Origin of the sequence: Anatilimnocola aquadivae, assembly GCF_049819085.1 — a bacterium.
Taxonomy (GTDB): domain Bacteria; phylum Planctomycetota; class Planctomycetia; order Pirellulales; family Pirellulaceae; genus Anatilimnocola.
Genome location: NZ_CP187419.1, coordinates 7,618,318 through 7,635,480 on the forward strand (window position 1 = coordinate 7,618,318; position 17,163 = coordinate 7,635,480).

Annotated in this window: 13 protein-coding genes; 5 read left to right on the plus strand and 8 right to left on the minus strand. The window is 59.2% G+C overall.

Annotated features, from left to right (window positions below):
* Window positions 1–23: 23 nt before the first annotated feature.
* Together NA78x_RS30175 and NA78x_RS30180 are read right to left on the minus strand one after the other, a co-directional pair.
* Window positions 24–3,461 (minus strand): aminotransferase class I/II-fold pyridoxal phosphate-dependent enzyme, encoded by a 3,438-nt coding sequence (locus NA78x_RS30175; protein ID WP_425616097.1) that lies wholly within the window; start codon window positions 3,459–3,461, stop codon window positions 24–26.
* Window positions 3,462–3,923: 462 nt separating this feature from the next.
* Window positions 3,924–4,676, minus strand: a complete 753-nt coding sequence (locus NA78x_RS30180; RefSeq protein ID WP_425616098.1) for an SDR family oxidoreductase — start codon at window positions 4,674–4,676, stop codon at window positions 3,924–3,926.
* A 64-nt stretch (window positions 4,677–4,740) separates the two neighbouring features.
* Here NA78x_RS30180 and NA78x_RS30185 point away from each other — a divergent pair, with 64 nt between their 5' ends.
* The gene (locus tag NA78x_RS30185) at window positions 4,741–4,965 is read left to right on the plus strand and encodes a DUF167 domain-containing protein (protein ID WP_425616099.1); all 225 of its coding nucleotides are present in this window, start codon (window positions 4,741–4,743) and stop codon (window positions 4,963–4,965) included.
* Window positions 4,966–5,002: 37 nt separating this feature from the next.
* Here the strand turns inward: NA78x_RS30185 and NA78x_RS30190 are convergent, their stop codons facing one another.
* The 5 genes from NA78x_RS30190 to NA78x_RS30210 form a co-directional block, all read right to left on the minus strand.
* Window positions 5,003–5,428: a CBS domain-containing protein gene (locus tag NA78x_RS30190; protein ID WP_425616100.1), complete on the minus strand. Its 426-nt coding sequence runs from the start codon at window positions 5,426–5,428 to the stop codon at window positions 5,003–5,005.
* Window positions 5,429–5,526: 98 nt separating this feature from the next.
* A complete protein-coding gene (locus tag NA78x_RS30195; RefSeq protein WP_425616101.1) occupies window positions 5,527–6,438 on the minus strand; it encodes a YfaP family protein in 912 nt (303 codons plus the stop codon).
* Between the two features lie 441 nt (window positions 6,439–6,879).
* The gene (locus NA78x_RS30200; RefSeq protein WP_425616102.1) at window positions 6,880–8,178 is read right to left on the minus strand and encodes an NPCBM/NEW2 domain-containing protein; all 1,299 of its coding nucleotides are present in this window, start codon (window positions 8,176–8,178) and stop codon (window positions 6,880–6,882) included.
* Window positions 8,178–9,236, minus strand: a complete 1,059-nt coding sequence (locus tag NA78x_RS30205; protein ID WP_425616103.1) for a prenyltransferase/squalene oxidase repeat-containing protein — start codon at window positions 9,234–9,236, stop codon at window positions 8,178–8,180. The genes NA78x_RS30200 and NA78x_RS30205 overlap by 1 nt, the downstream gene beginning before the upstream one ends.
* A 92-nt stretch (window positions 9,237–9,328) precedes the next feature.
* Window positions 9,329–10,036 carry a hypothetical protein gene (locus NA78x_RS30210; RefSeq protein WP_425616104.1) on the minus strand — a complete coding sequence of 236 codons (708 nt, stop codon included), beginning with the start codon at window positions 10,034–10,036 and terminating at the stop codon, window positions 9,329–9,331.
* A gap of 783 nt (window positions 10,037–10,819) precedes the next feature.
* Between NA78x_RS30210 and NA78x_RS30215 the strand changes: the two genes are divergently transcribed.
* Window positions 10,820–12,076 carry a hypothetical protein gene (locus tag NA78x_RS30215; protein WP_425616105.1) on the plus strand — a complete coding sequence of 419 codons (1,257 nt, stop codon included), beginning with the start codon at window positions 10,820–10,822 and terminating at the stop codon, window positions 12,074–12,076.
* Between the two features lie 71 nt (window positions 12,077–12,147).
* The gene (locus NA78x_RS30220; RefSeq protein ID WP_425616106.1) at window positions 12,148–13,611 is read left to right on the plus strand and encodes a hypothetical protein; all 1,464 of its coding nucleotides are present in this window, start codon (window positions 12,148–12,150) and stop codon (window positions 13,609–13,611) included.
* A 10-nt stretch (window positions 13,612–13,621) separates the two neighbouring features.
* Here NA78x_RS30220 and NA78x_RS30225 read toward each other — a convergent pair whose 3' ends face one another.
* Window positions 13,622–14,500, minus strand: coding sequence for a B12-binding domain-containing protein (locus NA78x_RS30225; RefSeq protein ID WP_425616107.1), 879 nt, complete (start codon window positions 14,498–14,500; stop codon window positions 13,622–13,624).
* A gap of 251 nt (window positions 14,501–14,751) precedes the next feature.
* On the opposite strand from NA78x_RS30225, the gene NA78x_RS30230 reads away from it, so the two are divergent.
* Together NA78x_RS30230 and NA78x_RS30235 are read left to right on the plus strand one after the other, a co-directional pair.
* Window positions 14,752–15,717, plus strand: a complete 966-nt coding sequence (locus NA78x_RS30230; protein ID WP_425616108.1) for a sigma-70 family RNA polymerase sigma factor — start codon at window positions 14,752–14,754, stop codon at window positions 15,715–15,717.
* Between the two features lie 39 nt (window positions 15,718–15,756).
* Window positions 15,757–17,157, plus strand: coding sequence for a TIGR01777 family oxidoreductase (locus NA78x_RS30235; protein WP_425616109.1), 1,401 nt, complete (start codon window positions 15,757–15,759; stop codon window positions 17,155–17,157).
* Window positions 17,158–17,163: the final 6 nt, after the last annotated feature.

Sequence of the window (17,163 nt, forward strand, 5' to 3'; positions counted from 1 at the left end):
GACCACATTGGTTCGCTGCGGCACTACGAATTCGTCGCGCTTTGGGCTCGCAGGGTTTTGATGTGCGGACCGCGGAGCTTGGTCATTTGCAGGTACTTGGGATCGAGCTTGGTGAGTTCTTCCGCCACGCAGTCGACCGTGTAGCGAATCTGCTCTTCGGTGTGCATGCAGTTGATGAAGAACCGCAGCCGAGCTTTCTCTTCTTCCACGGCGGGATGCAAAATGGGTTGCACATTGATGCCGCGATTGAAAAGTGCCCTGGAGAGCATGAGCGCGTGGGGCGAGTTGCCAGTAATCACTGGCACGACACCGGTACCACCGGCGTAGCCCGTGTTGATCCCCTTTTCCTTCGCCAGTTTCAGGAACAAGTCTGAATTCGCTCGCAGTTTATGCACCCGCTGAGGTTCCTTCTTCAGCAGTCGCAGCGCGGCGAGTGAGCCAGCCGCCGCGGGCGGAGTCAGACCGCAGCTGAAGACAAAGCCCGGTGTGGTGTACTTGAGATACTCGATCAGCTCTTTCGAGCCGGCGATGTACCCGCCGCAGCTGCCGAACGACTTGCTGAGCGTGGCCATGGAAAGATCGACATCGCGCGGGTTGCAGCCGTAGTGTTCGACCACGCCGCGTCCGGTATCGCCAAGCACACCGCTGGAGTGTGCTTCGTCGATCATCAGGAAAGCCTTGTGCTTCTTTTTCACTTCGATGAACCGCGGCAGGTCGGGGAAGTCGCCGTCCATGCTGTAGGTCCCTTCGATGACCAGCAGCACCTTGCGATACTCGGTCCGAATCTCGCTGAGGATCTCGTCGGCAGCTTGCCAATCGTTGTGCGGGAATGGCCGGCGACGAGCACCGGACATGATCGCTCCTTGAATGATGCTGTTGTGGTCAAGCGAATCGTGCAGAATCAAATCGCCCGGGCCAAACAGGTGGCCGATGGCCGTTTCGTTGGTGCCGTGACCGCTGACGAAAACGATGGAATCTTCCTGACCTACAAAGTCGGCAATTTCCATTTCCAGTTCGCGGTGCACGGGCTTTTCGCCCGAGACCAGCCGGCTGGCCGACACGCTGGTGCCGTACTTATCGATCGCGTCCTTCGCGGCCTGACCCACGATTGGGTCACCCGACATACCAATGTAGTTGTAGGTCGTATAGCTGATGAAGTCGCGACCTTCGATGCGGGCCGTGTCGCGAGTGATCCCTTCGTGTACGCAGAAGTATGGATTTCCAACGCCCAGGCTTTCGAGCATGTCGATGGTCTGACGCAGCCGTTGATACTCTGGCATCTTATCGAATTCGTAGCACTCAGGGCCGATATCGGCGAGCGTCTTGTTCTCGGTCGAGACCGCGGCCGTCGATTGCCGCTGCACGAGTGGCTGCGTGCCGATGTACTGCTCAATCGCCGCGGCAACTTGCCGGACGGTCTCAATTTCGGCAAGCACTGCTTCGGGGAAGCGACCACCAAAGGTCTCTTCCAGCGAGTTGGCAATTTGCAGACGCTCGAGCGAGTCGAGCCCGAGGTCGGTGACGATGTTGCTATCGAGCGCAACGGTCTTGGCCCGCTCCTTGGCGATCATCTTGACGTGTTCGATCACGATCTGCACGACAGCTGGATTGGGCTCTTTCGAGGGATCGCCTGGAACCGTTGCCGAGTCCACATCGTCGCCCAAGGCAACTGCTGGAGGCAACAGGTGATCGGTTTCGGTGCCCGGTTCTTGCTGTTCCCAGCTGAGCCATTGCGCGGTGATTTGCAATTGATTGCTGAGGAAGTCTTCGCGGCAAGCATGCCGCTGAATCTTGCCGCTGGAGGTCTTGGGAATCGAGCCAAACCGCACCAGCACCACGGCGTCGGGCGGCAGTTCGTGTTCGCGCGTGACATCGCGCCGAATGGCGGCGATGACATCGCTCCAGTCGCTGCGGCGAGTTCGTTCGACTTCGGCCACGACGATCAAACGCTCGCGACCATGCAGGTCGACAGCGAAGGCGGCGACTTCGCCCGAGTTGATGCGCGGACTGGCGCGTTCGACCGTCTGTTCGATGTCTTGCGGATAACGATTCACTCCGCGGACGATGATCAGATCTTTCAAGCGGCCGGTCACGAAAAGTTCTCCGTCGTGGAAGAACCCTAGATCACCGGTGCGAAGGAACGGACCTTCGTTCTTGCCGGCAGTGTAGGCGTGAAAGTTCGATTGCGTCGCTTCGGGCTTGTTCCAGTAACCTTGCGCCACGCTACCGCTTTGCACCCAGATTTCGCCGATGCGACCGGGGGGCAATTCGTTGAGCATGTCGGCATCGACGATGGCCACGCGCTCTTCCGGCAACACACGACCGCAGCCCGTCAATTCCCGAGCGTTTTCGTCTTTGGGGTCGCAAGGGCGCACGCGCCGCTGATCGATCTGCTTGCCGTCGAACGTGCGGAGCAGTGGTTCCTTCTCTTTGAATCCACCAGTGACGATGAGGGTCGTTTCCGCCATGCCATAGCAAGGATAGAACGACTTCAGCCGGAAACCATAAGGGCCAAAGCGGTCGGCGAACTTGTGTAGTGTTTCGGCGCGGACGGGCTCGGCACCGTTAAAGGCGAGTTCCCAACTGCTGAGATCGACTCCGGCAAGTTGCTCGTCGGTGATCTTGCTCGTGCACAGATCGTAGGCGAAGTTCGGGCCACCGCTGATGGTAACGCGATACTTGCTGATGCCGCGCAACCAGCGAATGGGCTTTTGCAAGAACGTCATCGGCGACATCAGCACGCTAGGACGTCCGAGGAACATCGAGTTCAACACGCCGCCGACGAGCCCCATGTCGTGATACGTCGGCAGCCAAGACAGGCCGATGCCATTGCGGCCTGGCTCGAAGCCGTACGTGATTAGCTGCAGGTTGGTCATTAGGTTGCCGTGCGTCAGCATCACGCCCTTAGGCGTGCCGGTTGAACCGCTGGTGTACTGCAGCATCGCCAGGCGTTTGCCGTCGAGCTTGCCGGGTTGCCAGCCTTGATGGCTGTCGCTGGCGATTTCGTCGGTGGCGAGCCAGAGAAGCTTTTTCAGGTTCGGGGTTTCATCGAGCATGTCGCCGCTGCGGTCGGCAATATCGCCAGTGATGAGCGCAGCCTTGGCTTGCGCATCGTCGGCAATCGCCTGAATGCGGATCATGTTGCGATTGCGGCGTGGCGGATACGCGGGAACAGCGACGGCACCGGCGGCCAGACAGGCGAAGTAGGCAGCTACATATTCCAGGCCCGGCGGATAAAGCAGCAGCACGCGCTCGCCGGCGAGCTTTTCGTCGACCAGGCGCTTCGCGATCGAGCGGACGCGCTGATTGAACTGCGAGAAAGTCAGCTTGGTTTCTTCCGACTCGCCATCGGTGAAGATGTAAGCGGTGTCGTCGGGTTGCTTTTCCGTCCAGTACTGCAGGGCATCGATCAGCGACGTGGTCGGTGGATTGTATGGCTTAAAAAAACGTTCCAGGTCCACGAGTATCTCCCAACCCAATGAAATGGTCGCCGGCGACAATCGGTCGCTTCGACCAAGACTGCACCTTAACAAATCTCAATCCGGACAGCACCACAAAAAGCCTTAGGCCACCGTCACTTGGGTGCGAAAAAAGCACCCAAGCACGTTGCTGCACATCGTCTCGTCGACCAGTATCTTCGACACAATCGGCGGGCCGCGAACACCCGTTCTCGGTGCTGCGACTTACGGTTGCCCGCTCGAACGCTGGCACGGACTGGTTGCCTGGCCCCTTGGACGAAATCTAACTGCTAATGCAGTAACTGTTTGCGGTAATTCTATTCAGCCTGACCCGGCCGCGATGCAGGGATTCCGCTCACCCAGGCCCAACGACCCAGTGATTCCAAATCTCCCACCTCGAATTTAACGCCTTCTTCCCAGTCCTCCTAGTCCGCGTCAGGTTACCAGAAGGTAAATATCCCTTGTCTAACCCCTTCCAACGAACGGCATTTGGGTGGCCATGACCGTCAGGAACAAAACATTCGCGTCCAACGGCAAGCTGGCCATATAGACCACAGCGCTGGCCACGTGGCCCACATCCATGGTCGGTTCAACGGCCAGCGTGCCATTCGCCTGGGGGACGCCATCGGCCATCCGGGCGGTGAGATCCGTCCCGGCATTGCCGATATCGATCTGTCCGCAGGCGATGTCGAAGGCCCGGCCATCCAGGGCACACGACTTCGTAAGGCCCGTGATCGCATGCTTCGAGGCCGTGTAGGGAGCCGAGTTCGGCCGCGGTGTCGTCGCCGAGATGGAACCATTGTTAATGATCCTTCCCCCACGAGGCTGCTGGGCCTTCATCACGCGAAAGGCCTCGCGCGTGCAGAGAAACGCGCCGGTCAAATTGATGCTGATGAGCTGCAGCCACTTTTCGACCTTGAGTTCGTCGATGGGAATTGCCGGCGCGCCCATGCCGGCATTGTTGAAGAGCAAGTCGACGCGCTGATGCTTCTCGACCACCTGATCGAACAGGCTGCGAACCGAAGCTGGGGCCGCGACATCAGTCGGCACAACGAGCGCACTCGCGCGCTGCTCGGCCGCAAGTTCCGCCGTCTGCTTCAGTGCCTCGGCTCTTCGTCCCGCGAGTGCCACGGTATAACCTTCACGCAGCAGGGCCAGCGCCACCGCGCGACCAATGCCCGATCCCGCTCCGGTAACAATCGCAACCTTGGTGCTCATCGGTGATACTCTGGCGCTGGAAAACTGTTGTCCTGCGCGAACATCGTAGCACCGCGAACGGCTGATGCGAACCATTCAAGTCAAAGTGAAACCGAATGCCCGCGCTTCTGAGTTGAGCGCAGAGTCCGATGGCACTTGGCTCGCGCGAGTCAGAGCGCCGCCCGTCGATGGCAAAGCCAATGCAGAACTCATACGCCTGATCGCCGAGCACTTCGGCGTGCGAAAGGCCGACGTGACGATCAAGAGTGGCGCGAGCGGCAGATTGAAGTACGTGCAGATCGAGGAGTGAGAACCTCACCCCAGCAGACCGACGTGGAGAAATTGAACTAGCTCAGGATATAACTCTTGAGGTAATGATTCTCCTGGCACAACTCGTGGTGATGAGCTTTCACCACATCACCGATGGAGACCACGCCACACAAGCGGCCCTCTTCGAGCACGGGCAAGTGACGGATGCGGCGTTCGGTCATCACGCCCATCAGCCCTTCAACTTCGTCATCGAGACGAGCGGTGATGGGGTCCGTTGTCATGCGATCGCTGACCTGCACAAAGTCGAGCGGTCCACGCGCCTCGGCACAGCTGCGTAGGACATCGCGTTCAGTAACAATACCGACCATCTCTTCGCCCTTCATTACGACGAGCGAGCCGCAGTTGTGATGCATCAGGCAAGCGACGACATCGGCCAAGGTGTCATCGGCGTGGCAGGTATGAACGGCGTGTCCTTTGTGCGACAGAATCTCACGAACGAGCATTTTTCGGCCCTCGCATACTCCAGTGGCTGATAAGACTCCCTGCGCATAACGCGCCAACGACAAGTGCCCGCCAACTTACTGATTGCCAGCATCGCTGGTCAATCATTTTCCAGAAGATTACTTGGCGAATATCGGCGACCGCTTAACAGCGGAAAATCGTCATTCGGAGAGGGAGCCGAGACACTCGCCGGACCAGACCTCAGCAGGCCATCGCCGGGCTTGCGTTCGAATTCGTACATGATGAGCCGTGGACTGCCGAGCGAGATTTCGCCTTTGATGACCTCGGTCTTGCCGTCGACAAGCACGCGCAGCTCGAACGGCGTCGGGTCTGGGGCCCCGTGATTGCGGAAATGGTGCACGGCCACGCGAAATTTGCCGAAGGGCGCTTTGCCTTTGCCCCAATAGATATTCTCGACCGGTTCGCGCGACGTACCCACGCCAGCGTTCATATCGACATCGAGTTCGCCCCGGCAGCGAGACCGCCGATGACCGAAGAAAATGTTCTCGTTCCGCGGCGTGATGACGTGCAGGTCGAGGTCGTTAAAGTTGTCCCAAATCAGCGAAATCTGAACGTCGCCGGTCTTCGCGCCCGCTCGTTGCAGCCGCTCGACGAACTGCATCATGTTGCCTATTTCCAGGCCAGGGCCCAATCCGCCGCTGCCACCGCCACCTTCACCACTCCCTGCTCCGCCGCCCAGTTCCTGCATCAACTCGCCATTCGGGATCACGTCGCGACTGAAGTCGAACGAGCCCGGCGCAGTAATATCGGTGTTGAAGTCTTGCAGCGCCAGATCGCTCCCATCGGGCAAGTCGGTCATATCGCCAGCTGCCTGCGACAGCAGTTCATCCAGGTCATCAACCGGTTCGGCGGGAGTCAGCATCTGCACAAAAGCCTCGGGTTCCGCCTCGGCGGGTGTGCCCACTAACTCGACCTGGCCCCGTACCGGCGATGCATCGACGCTCCACAGAGCCAAAGCAATCAAGGCCATCAGGTGCACAACCATGCTCACGGCAAAGCTGGTGTTTTGACGAAGCCAGGCGCTAGAAGGTGCTCCTTCATTGTCCGCACTGAGAGGACTCGCTGCTTCGACCTGCGGAAGTACGATACTTGGCACCGGAGGAGCTGATGACGCATTCGAAACAGGCGGCGCTTGAACTGCGGGAAGGGCCGCACGGGCTGCACGCATCGCCGCGACACGCGCGCGAAGCTTCGGCGCAGGGGGCGGGGTTGGTGTTGATTGCGCCGAGTCCATGAGCCGAACTCCTACCTGCAATTTCGGCGAGATGAGATTTGCGTGCCGAGCAGGCTCTTGCATTCTACTGCCACTCTCGACAAAAAAGCCACTATCTCTACGTTTTGCAAGTTTGCGGCCAAAACCGGGCTATTTTCCGTAAATTCTGTCACAGCAGGCCAGTTTGCAGAAAATCGCGATATTTGACGTCAAAATGCCCTATTTCAACAGTCGCAAATCGAGCCAGTTGGCGTAATCGCACTCATCACCCCGGTCGGCGAAATCGACGAGCAAAGCCATTCGTTGCGCCTGCCGCACGTCGACCGAAAATTCCACCGGCGGTTCGTTGCCCCGAATCACCGGACTCTCGTACGCCGTGCTCCATTGTCCTTGGTCGTTTTCTGTCAGCACGCGCAACACGACGCTCCCCTTGGCAGCAGCCTGAGCATCGATGGCCAGCGAACCTTGCAGCTTGCGATATTGCCCGTCGAGCTGGTAAGCGAGTCGCGATGCCGGGAACATCCCCAGACCTTTGCTATGCACCTGATCGCGCGTCCGCAACTGCCCACCCAGCACATTTTGATCGGTACCGTACGACCACTCGCCGGAAAGAAACGGCAGGTGCTTGTAGCCCAGCGGCTTCAGATCGGAAACATAGACCACTCGCTTGCTCACAGGCTGCACCAGCGAGATCTGCGACCAGAACCAACCAGCCGAACCATCGCCAAACGCATTGTTGGCCAGCACCTGAACGCCCGCGGACAACTGCACGTGCGTGGCATCCCCTTTCATCGCGAACCCCTGAGCCACGACGAACGAACCGTCGCGAAAACCGAGCCTCGCAAAAGCTCGACCGGCCACAGGCTGCGATACGGTCGCGGCGCCCAGACGAAAGGCAAGCACCTTACTGGCGGCAATCACCAGCGGCTTCTCGGAGCGTGGTGTTTGCAGCTGAAAGACTTCGCCCGCAGTGGTCAGTCTGGCGTCTTCGGCAAACCGCCCGGCGAGCGGAACATCGAGCAACGCGCCGCTAAGCGTCTCGCCGCCAATGAGCAACAACTGATCGTCCCCCGCCGGCAACTGCAGCAGCTTCGCTCGTAAGCGATCGCGAGCAAGCGGATCGGCCGGCGGTTGCCAGAGAACTCCCGCCACCGCTTCGACGGGCAGCGCCGACTCGCCCCACAACACGCTCCCCAAATCAGCGGCATCGCCAATCACCAAGTGATTCGCATCCAGCTTCAGCACATCAGCCCGCAAGATTCCACCGTCCGCGAGCAAAATCTGCGGACCGGTTTCAACATCCTTCCACGCTCCCCAACTGACGAGATCACCGGCCGGCATCACGCGCAGCTTGTTGCCAACTTTCCACTTCAGATTCTGCTGAGAATCGATGCCAGCAAGTGTCGCGGCAAAGGCTTCTCCCTCGAGTGGAACGGCCAGCGGAGCAGAGGGCTGTGCGCAGACAATGCCCGCACAAATCAGCAGGACGAGCAACGGAAATGACAGCCGGGCAAGCATTAGCGCTGGAAGATCGGCAGATAGTTGTTGGGCATCTGCAAGACGATGCAGGCCATCGACGTGCCGTACTCGGGACAGATCAGATCCATCCACGAGCCATCGGCCTGTTGCGTCTTCAGCAGCACATCGTGAATGGCCGGGTACCACTTCTGCCAGTGTTCGCCACCGGCTTGCCACATCGCCTGAGTGGCATAGTAGTGGCCATACATCGAGTGCGTATCACGACTGAAGTCTTCCGGCCGCGGAATCTGCTGAGCAATGTAGTCGAGCCCTTTGCGGATCTCGTCCCCTTCATAGATGCCCGCGCTGTATAGCGCAACTACACCCGCTGCGGAGCGAGGAAACTTGCTAGGACCGCCCGAGAGCATGTACATAAAGCCGCCGTCGGCATTCTGGCTCCGCTTCACATAGTCGATGCTGCGGTCGATGGTTTCGTTAGGAACAAACAGGCCGGCGTTGCGAGCGGCGCGCAGGGCCATCACCTGGCAAATCGTGACCGACAGATCAGCTTCTTGTGGCTTGGGCTGATAGCGCCAGCCCCCTTCGGTATTTTGCGTAGAGACAATCAGCCGGACGGCGCGATGCAACTTTTCGCGCACATCGGAATCGGGCGTCATTCCGTAGATCTCGGCCAGAAACAGCGTCGCGAAACCATGGTCGTACATGGGACCATGCGAGGCCGTCGCCGGAATCGAAACGAATCCACTTTCGTCCGCAGCACTCAACACATAGCTGATGCACTTGTTCAATTGTTCGCCGTACTCGCCCCGCCCGGGAGTATTGCCCGCCGAAAGAAACGCCATTCCCGCCAGACTGACCACCGCAATATTGCGGCTGTAACCCGAACCACCAAACGAGCCGTCATCGTTCTGCCGGGCCCCTAACCAGGCCAGTGCGCGATCGATGGCTTGCTGCGTCGCAGGCTTAATCAGCTGGGCTGCCACACGTTCAATGTCGATCGTGGGCTGTTGAGCGGCCAGCGGATTGAATTGACTCGCGACGCCCAGGCCGAGCAAACTGCTGGTCGCAGCGAGAAATTGGCGGCGAGATCCTGTCATGCAAGCATCCTTTTTGAGCACATCTCAAGCCTCGCCGCGAGCGCGGTCTTTCCGATCCAAACCCCTTCGCAGGCTAACCCAAGGTCGCCCCATTATTGCCCAGCAGCGGGGCGTTCCGCCAGCCTTTTATAAAAAGCTTCGATCAACCGTTCGTACTTGGGCAAAAACTGCTCACCCAAGGAACCGATCATTTCGTCGCGCTCTTTTTCGGGCAAGTGTCCCCAGATGCGCCGCAGAGCATCCTTTACTTCATTCATCTGAGCTTGGGTCTCTTCCCCTAGCTCCAGTCGTTGCGTGCTTTGCTGACCGGGTTGCGAACTGGCAGAACCACTTTCGTTTCCCGCTTGAGCCGACGAATTGCCCGGCTTGTTCCCCTCGGCCTTCTTCCCCTGAGGTTGCTTCTGCGCTTGTTCGATCAGGCCCGCCAGTTGAGCCGAAATGGTTCGCTGCATCTGCTGCGTTCCTTTAGCCGTATCCTTGGCACCAATTCGCTGCTGAACCTCGCGCATCTCGCGTCCAAGCTTCACCAGCGGGTGTTCGTCATTCTTCTCCTGGCCGATGTCCTCACCCTGCTCCAGCTCGCGGCGCAGCGCATCGTCCAGCTTGTCCGCTGGCTTCTCGCCGTCTGGCTTCTGATCGGCCTTCGTCTTAGCGGGCGACTTCACTTTCGCCGGCACCGGCTTGAGATCGTCGAGCAACTGTTCATCGAGAGACTTCTGCTGCGCGAGCACGCTCGACGCCATCAGCAGCGCGCAACCCAAGCCCCCCAGCAGGCTGCTAGTCATGAAGTTCAATTGCATCTTGGCGTCTCCGTTGCCGATTTCCGACCGCACATCTCTCCATTCATTCTGACAGCTCGCGGCTTCGATCTCAAACCCGCCTGGCAGCAAGCCTCGTTTTGATAACCACTTTTGATAACCTTTTGAGCGATTTTTTCGTGATAACCATTTTCTCGAACGCCTGATCCTTGCTTGACTTAGGCGAATTGTTTTGCACTTTTTCGCGAAAAGGTGATAACCATTTGATAACCACTTTCGGGCACTGTTCCGCTACTCGTAAATGTCCAAAAACCCTGCCTGAGGTGAAGCGCGCCCGGTGTTCGTCGACCTGCCACACCGACGTCGGGTGTCTGTTGTTCTATGTCAGCAGAACAGAACGCCTACGACGCTCCTGGCATTCCTCCTGGAAGCCAATTCAAGACCGCACCCGACTCACTTTGCTGATACAAAGCGACAGCCACCGCACTGCTGGCATTAAGCATCACCCTCAAACGCCATTTTTGGGTTTCTTCACTGACGTCCCTGGGCCGGACGCAATCGCCGGCCGTCGAACCCCTTGCCTCGTGAAGGAACCAACTGAAATCTGCTCGATGCGTGATTCTTTGTCAAATAGCCAAACGCTTTTCCAGACGTAACTAACCGCCAGCACTCCACGCTAGCGACAAGCAGCAGAAGGCTTGCGGGCGGGAAGTGGGAGCGTACAGATTCGGCGGGGAAGTGCCGAAACTGAATCCATACGCTTTTCGGCGGGACCCTCCTGCGGCGGAGCCGCAAAAACTACCCTACCCAAGAAACGCGACGAAGATGGATTTTCGACGCAGCGGTCAGCTCGACGAGCGCCGGCGGCGCGTTCTCATGGATGAGATCGCCACCCCCAGCGACCCGGACAAAACCCAGACGACTTCGTCGTCGAAGGGGCCGGTGCGAGCGTACAACGAGAGTGTGCTCAGCGACCGGCAGAAGCGGGTCAGCGACTTCGTGCCGCTGCGGCCCTTTGCCGTGATCGCCGCCATTCTGCTAATGCTGACCGCCGTCGCGGCCATCGAAGCGCTGTACATCTTTGCTACTCCGCCGGGCGGGTTCGCTCGCGTGCATCCGGCGAAAGTCAAAGCCGTGGCCTTGGCCGCTGAACATCCGTTCGCCGCAGTCGACCTGCGGGCGCGAGGCAATCTGGCTTCGTGGTTCTCGTCGTTGCTGTTTGCTGGCGGCGTGGCCTGTGTTTACGGCCTGCTTTCCATTCGTGCGCATCGCGTCGATGACTATCGCGGTCGCTATCGCGTCTGGTGGTGGGTCGGCGCCGCCCTGGCCTGGGCGAGCATCGATACCGCGACGGGACTGCACGAAGCTCTGGGCCAGGCGGTGCAACTGCTGGCTGGCGACAAATTGCCCGGTGGTCGCACGCTATTGTGGGTCGGTACGTATGGCCTGGTGTTCGGCACGCTGGCCCTGCGAGCCTCGCTCGAGATCTGGGCTTCGCTCGCCTCGGTCGTCGCCGCGTCGATTGCCGCACTGCTCTACTTTGCTGGCATTGCCGTCGCCCTCGAAATGATTCCGCTGCCCGCCGGTCATGTGCTGCAAGCCGTCATTGGCAGCAGCTTGACGCTGGTGGCTCACGTATCACTCGTCACCTCGGTAATGCTCTATGCCCGGCACGTTCACTTCGATGCTCAGGGGCGGTTGCTCGTCAACGTCGATGCTGCGATCAAACCGAAAAAGAAGCCCAAGAGCAAAGCCAAGCTGGCGGTGGTTGCCGACGACGACAGCGAAGTGAAGAAGCCGGCCCCCGCTGCGAAGGAGAAAAAAGAAGCCGAGAAGAAAGAGACCGACAAGAAGGACGTTGCTCCGGCGGCCAAGCCCGCGGCGGCTGGCCTGAAGTTTGGCGCTGCGGCCCCGACCGCTTCGGCCAGCATCAGCAGCAAGACGAATACGACGCCGGCCAACTTCGACGACGAAGATGAGGATGAAGACGAGGACGACGACTCGATGTCCAAATCGGAACGTCGCCGGCTGAAAAAACTCGCCCGCCGCGAAGGTGGCGGCCAGCAACGCCGCGCAGCATAGCATTTGGAGAGCGCGCGGGCACTTGGTACATTGTGCGTCGGTTCACCCACCTTCGCACAGGAACCCCGCCGATGTTTCGCGCCCGCCTCGTTTGTCTCTCGCTGATTGCAGCAATCAGTTTGTTCATTAGTACTGGATCGCCGATTTCGGCGGCCGACAAGACTCCCGTGTTTCGCGCGGGAGCGTTTGCGATGGACATCACGCCGCTGCAGTTGCCGGTGATTGTGAACGGCGGCATGAGCGAGCGAACCGCCGACAAGGTGGAAGATCGCCTGCACGCGCGGTGCCTCGTGCTGGACGATGGCACGAATCAAATCGCCATCGTGATTGTCGATAGCTGCATGATGCCGCGAGAATTGCTGGACGATGCCAAGGAGATGGCGAGCAAAGCCACGGGCATTCCTACGGAACGCATGTTGATCTCGGCTACTCACACGCATAGTGCCCCGAGCGTGATGGGCTGCCTGGGTTCGGACGCGGACGAAGCTTACGCTAAGTTCTTGCCGACGCAAATTGCCAAGGGAATCGCTCAAGCGCAGGCCAGGTTGCAACCGGCCCGCATTGGTTGGGCGGTGGGCAAAGACGAGAAGAACGTCGCTTGCCGCCACTGGGAGATGAAGCCGGGTATTGCCCCGACGAATCCGTTTGGCGGCACCAAAGACGACACGGTGATGATGCATCCCGGCTTTGAAAACCCCAACAAGATTCGCGCGACGGGCCCACCCGACACCGAAGTGCCGGTCATCAGCTTGCAAACTCCGGACGGCAAGCCACTGGCAGTGCTGACCAACTACTCGCTGCACTATGTTGGTGCGCCGGCGCTCTCGGCCGACTACTTCGCCCTTGTTTGCGAAGAGATGACGGACCTGCTCAAGGCCGACGAGGTGCCCGGCTTTATGGCAGCGCACAGCAACGCTACCAGCGGTGACATGTGGCTGATGGACTACACCAAACCGAAACGAATGTTCGATCGTCAAACCGTTGCCAAAGAAGTTTCGGCCGCTGCGTTCGCGGCATTCGAGAAGATTCAGTACTTCGATTGGGTGCCGATTGTGATGACCGAGGACAAGCTCACGCTGAAGATTCGCAAGCCGAGCGCCGAGGAAGTGGAACAGGCGAAAGAGTTCGTGAAGTCGTTTGACGGTCGCAAGCCGAAGACGGTGCCGGAAGTGTATGCTCGCGAAACCTTGATCATGCACGACATGCCGCCGACACGCGAGTTGAAGCTGCAAGCGCTGCGCTTGGGCGATCTGGGAATCGCTGCCATTCCGAACGAAACCTATTCCAGCACGGGCCTGTTTATCAAAAAGAACAGCCCGCTGAAGACCACGATGAACATCGAACTGGCCAATGGTGCCGAAGGTTACATTCCGCCGGCAGAACTGCACAAGTTGGGTGGTTACACCACGTGGCGAGCCCGGACGAGTTGCCTGCAAGTGGATGCCGAAGAGCAGATTCGCGACAAACTAGTAGCGGCGCTGAAGATCGTCGCCAAGGAGCGAGGGAGCGAAATCGCGGTACCTGCGAAGAAGTGATTTCGAGAGGCTATTGGGCCAGTGGCACGATTGGTGGAGGCAACTTCTGCAGGTAAGCCTCCAGTTCGGTGAGGTTGCTGCAGAAGGTGGCACCCGGCATGGCGGCGCGAAGCTCGTCGTCGAGCGCGCGGCCACCGACGACTAGCGGCACATCTTCACCGAGCGCCCTCTTCAGCAGTGGATAGGTGCTCGCGAACTCCTCACGGTCGGAGACGTGCGAGATACTTAGCCAGAAAAGTTTGGGCTGTTGCTGCGCGACGGCGAGAGCCAGCGCTTCAAAAGGAAGGTTGCTGCCGAGCGACAGCGAGCGCCAGCCATTCTGGCGAATGGTCAATTCGACCAGTCCGCCGGGCAGATCATAAAAGTCGCCACTGGGCGTGGCACCCAAGGCGAGTGGCGCTTCGGCGGCTGGTTGCACAATCAAGCGGCGGATTTCATCGATCACCCGGGCACAAATTCGGCAAGCAAGTCGCTCGCGGTAGACCTCGACCTGACCGCAGTCCCACAATTCGCCAATGCGTGTGAAGGCAGGGGCCAGGACCGTATCGCCAATCAAGCTCAGGCGGTGATGGTCCAGAAACAGGTCCAGCAACAACCGCCGCGCGGCCAGTTCATCACCGGCGACGAGCAGCTTGACGAGTTCTTCGCTTCCTTCGCTAGGCGTGCGGCGACGTCCACCGAGTGGCGAAGGTAATCCCAGTACCTCCGGGCGAACCAATGTTCGCTGCGTCGACTTGATGAAGTCGAGCACGCCCTGCACTGGCAGCCGACGATGTCCCCCAGCCGTGCAAACGGTCGGAATCAAGCCGCGGTCGCACCAGCGCTTGAGAGATGACTCGCTTACGCCGATTGCGCGGGCGACCTGTTTAGGGGAGAACGATTCAGACACGGTCTCGCTCGAATGAAAGGTGACTGATGGACCGCGACCGCAACTTACCTGGACATTTTGGCAAACATCTGGCTCTCGACAAGTGTAGTCAAGTTGCCAGCCAGCCGTAAAGCTTTTATTTGAAGCATCTTAGGGCTGGAGAATTGCGCTCTGGCGAATTTTGGCGGCTTTGTTGGTTGTGCCTGAAACGCTCCTGCGGTAATAATACCACGTGAATGATTTGGACGTTTTACAAAACGGATGTTTCGCCAATGATTCTCCTCACAACCTCGAAAAAGGCCAATACTGCCGACGCGAACGAATCGCTCTCCCCTCGTCTAGGTGCCAAGGCCTTGCGCAAGGTTGCGCATCAACTGGCCTCGCAAGAAACCGACTTCATCTCGAATGCCACGTTTCGCAGTGCCCGCGAAGGCAAGCAAATCATGGATGCCTTGCCGCTGGATGTCGATCCGCGCGAGCAGCAATGGCAGCCTGGCAAAGGGATGCCCGTCCACTTATCTCGGCTGTGCGAAGCCAAGCTGCTGAAGCCTGCCGAAGAAGCTGCTCTCTTTCGCCGACTGAATTTTTGTAAGTTCGAGGCCGATCGCCTCCGCCGCAAGCTGAACTTGCGTAAACCAAGCCGCGAACACATTGCGCAGATCGAAGCCCTGCATCGCCAGGCCAAGGTCGATCGCGACCGCATCGTGCGGGCCAATCTGCGGCTGGTCATTTCGATTGCCAAGAAGTTCAGCAGTCCGCGCGTCCCCTTCGATGACCTGCTCAGTGAAGGGATTGGCTCGCTGCTGCGAGCGGTCGAAAAGTTCGACTACGACCGGGGGTTTCGCTTCAGCACGTACGCAACCCAAGCGATTCGCCGCACCTTATGCCGGCACATGCAAACGGCCCAGCGCGACGGCATTCGGTTTGTGAACGCCGACGCCCAGCTATTTGAAGCTCGCTGCGAAGAGACCAGCGACCCTGTACAAACGGAAGCTCGTTGGGAAGACTTGCGAAAGAATCTGCGCCGACTGCTGAATCGGCTGGATCCCCGCGAGCGAGCCATTATTCGGCGTCGCTTCGGTCTCGATCACGAAGCCGATGTGCAAACCTTGCAAAGTTTGGCGGAAGAGTTGGGGGTTTGTAAGGAACGTGTGCGACAATTGGAAATGCGAGCCATCGCCAAACTGCGGTCGCTCGCGGAACAAATCAAACTCGCTCCGCCCGAAGACAGCGAATAGCTGCTTCGGCTTCCAACTCTCTTCTGCGAACCGCCCCCCATGTCCCACATCTTCGAACGACGCTCGCAACTGCCGGTTTCCGCGGCCGAGGCTTACGCCTGGCACGTGCGCCCCGGCGCGTTCGAACGACTAAGTCCTCCGTGGGAGAAGGTGAAGGTCTTGAAGCGAGAAGGGACGATTGAATCGGGAGGCACCGTCGAGATTGCGGTACCGATTGGTCCAATGAAAGTTCGCTGGCTCGCCCGGCATCATGATTTTGTGAGTGGCCAGGAGTTTCACGATACGCAAGTAACCGGGCCCTTTGCCAAATGGGAGCATACGCACCGTTTCGAAGCCAAATCCGGCAGCGAGTCAACGCTGCTGGACCACATCGAATACCAACTGCCCGCGGGCGGGCTGGGTGACTTTTTCGGCTCAGGCTCAATTCGCCACAAGCTGGAAAGCATGTTTGCCTATCGACATCGAGTCACGGTCGCCGACATCCGAGAGCACGCCAAATTTGCCGGGAGAGATCGCATGAAAATCGCCATCACGGGAGCCAGCGGATTAGTTGGTTCCGCACTCTCCGCCTTTCTAAGCACCGGCGGTCATCAGGTCACCAAGCTGGTGAGACAAGCTTCCGCCGGAGGCAGTGATGACGGTCTTCCCACCGCAAGTTGGAATGCTGCGACGGGCGAGATTGCGCTCGCCGGCAACGACGCTCCGCAAGCCGTCATTCATCTGGCGGGCGAGAATATCGCAGGTAACCGGTGGTCGACCAAAGTGAAAGAGCGGATTCGCGAGAGCCGCGTCGGACCGACTCGCAAACTGTGCGAGCAACTGGCCCGCTCAGCAAACAAACCGGCGGTGCTCGTCTGCGCATCGGCGATTGGCTTCTATGGCAATCGAGGCGATGAATTGCTGACCGAAGAGAGTAAGCCTGGCGAAGGCTTTCTTGCCGACGTGTGCCGCGAATGGGAAGCTGCCACCAAGCCGGCCGTCAACGCGGGAATTCGCGTCGTAAATGCTCGGTTTGGCATGATCGTGACGACCGCTGGCGGGGCACTCGCCAAGATGCTCACGCCCTTCAAGCTGGGTGGCGGTGGAATTGTCGGCTCCGGCAAACAGTACTGGAGTTGGATCACGCTGGACGATGTGATCGGAGCCATCCACCACGCGGTAATGACCGACTCGCTGAATGGTCCGGTAAATATGGTCGCACCCGAGAGCCTGACGAATCACGACTTCACGAAAGTGCTGGGGCAAGTGCTGCATCGGCCGACCATCATGCCCCTGCCGGCCTTCGCGGCGCGACTCATGCTGGGCGAAATGGCCGACGAACTGCTCCTGGCGTCCGCACGGGTCGTGCCCGCCAAGCTCGAAGCGACGCACTATGTGTTTCGCTATCCCACGCTCGCCGCGGGCCTGCGGCACGTGCTGGGCAAGATAGACAAATCGTAAGGAACC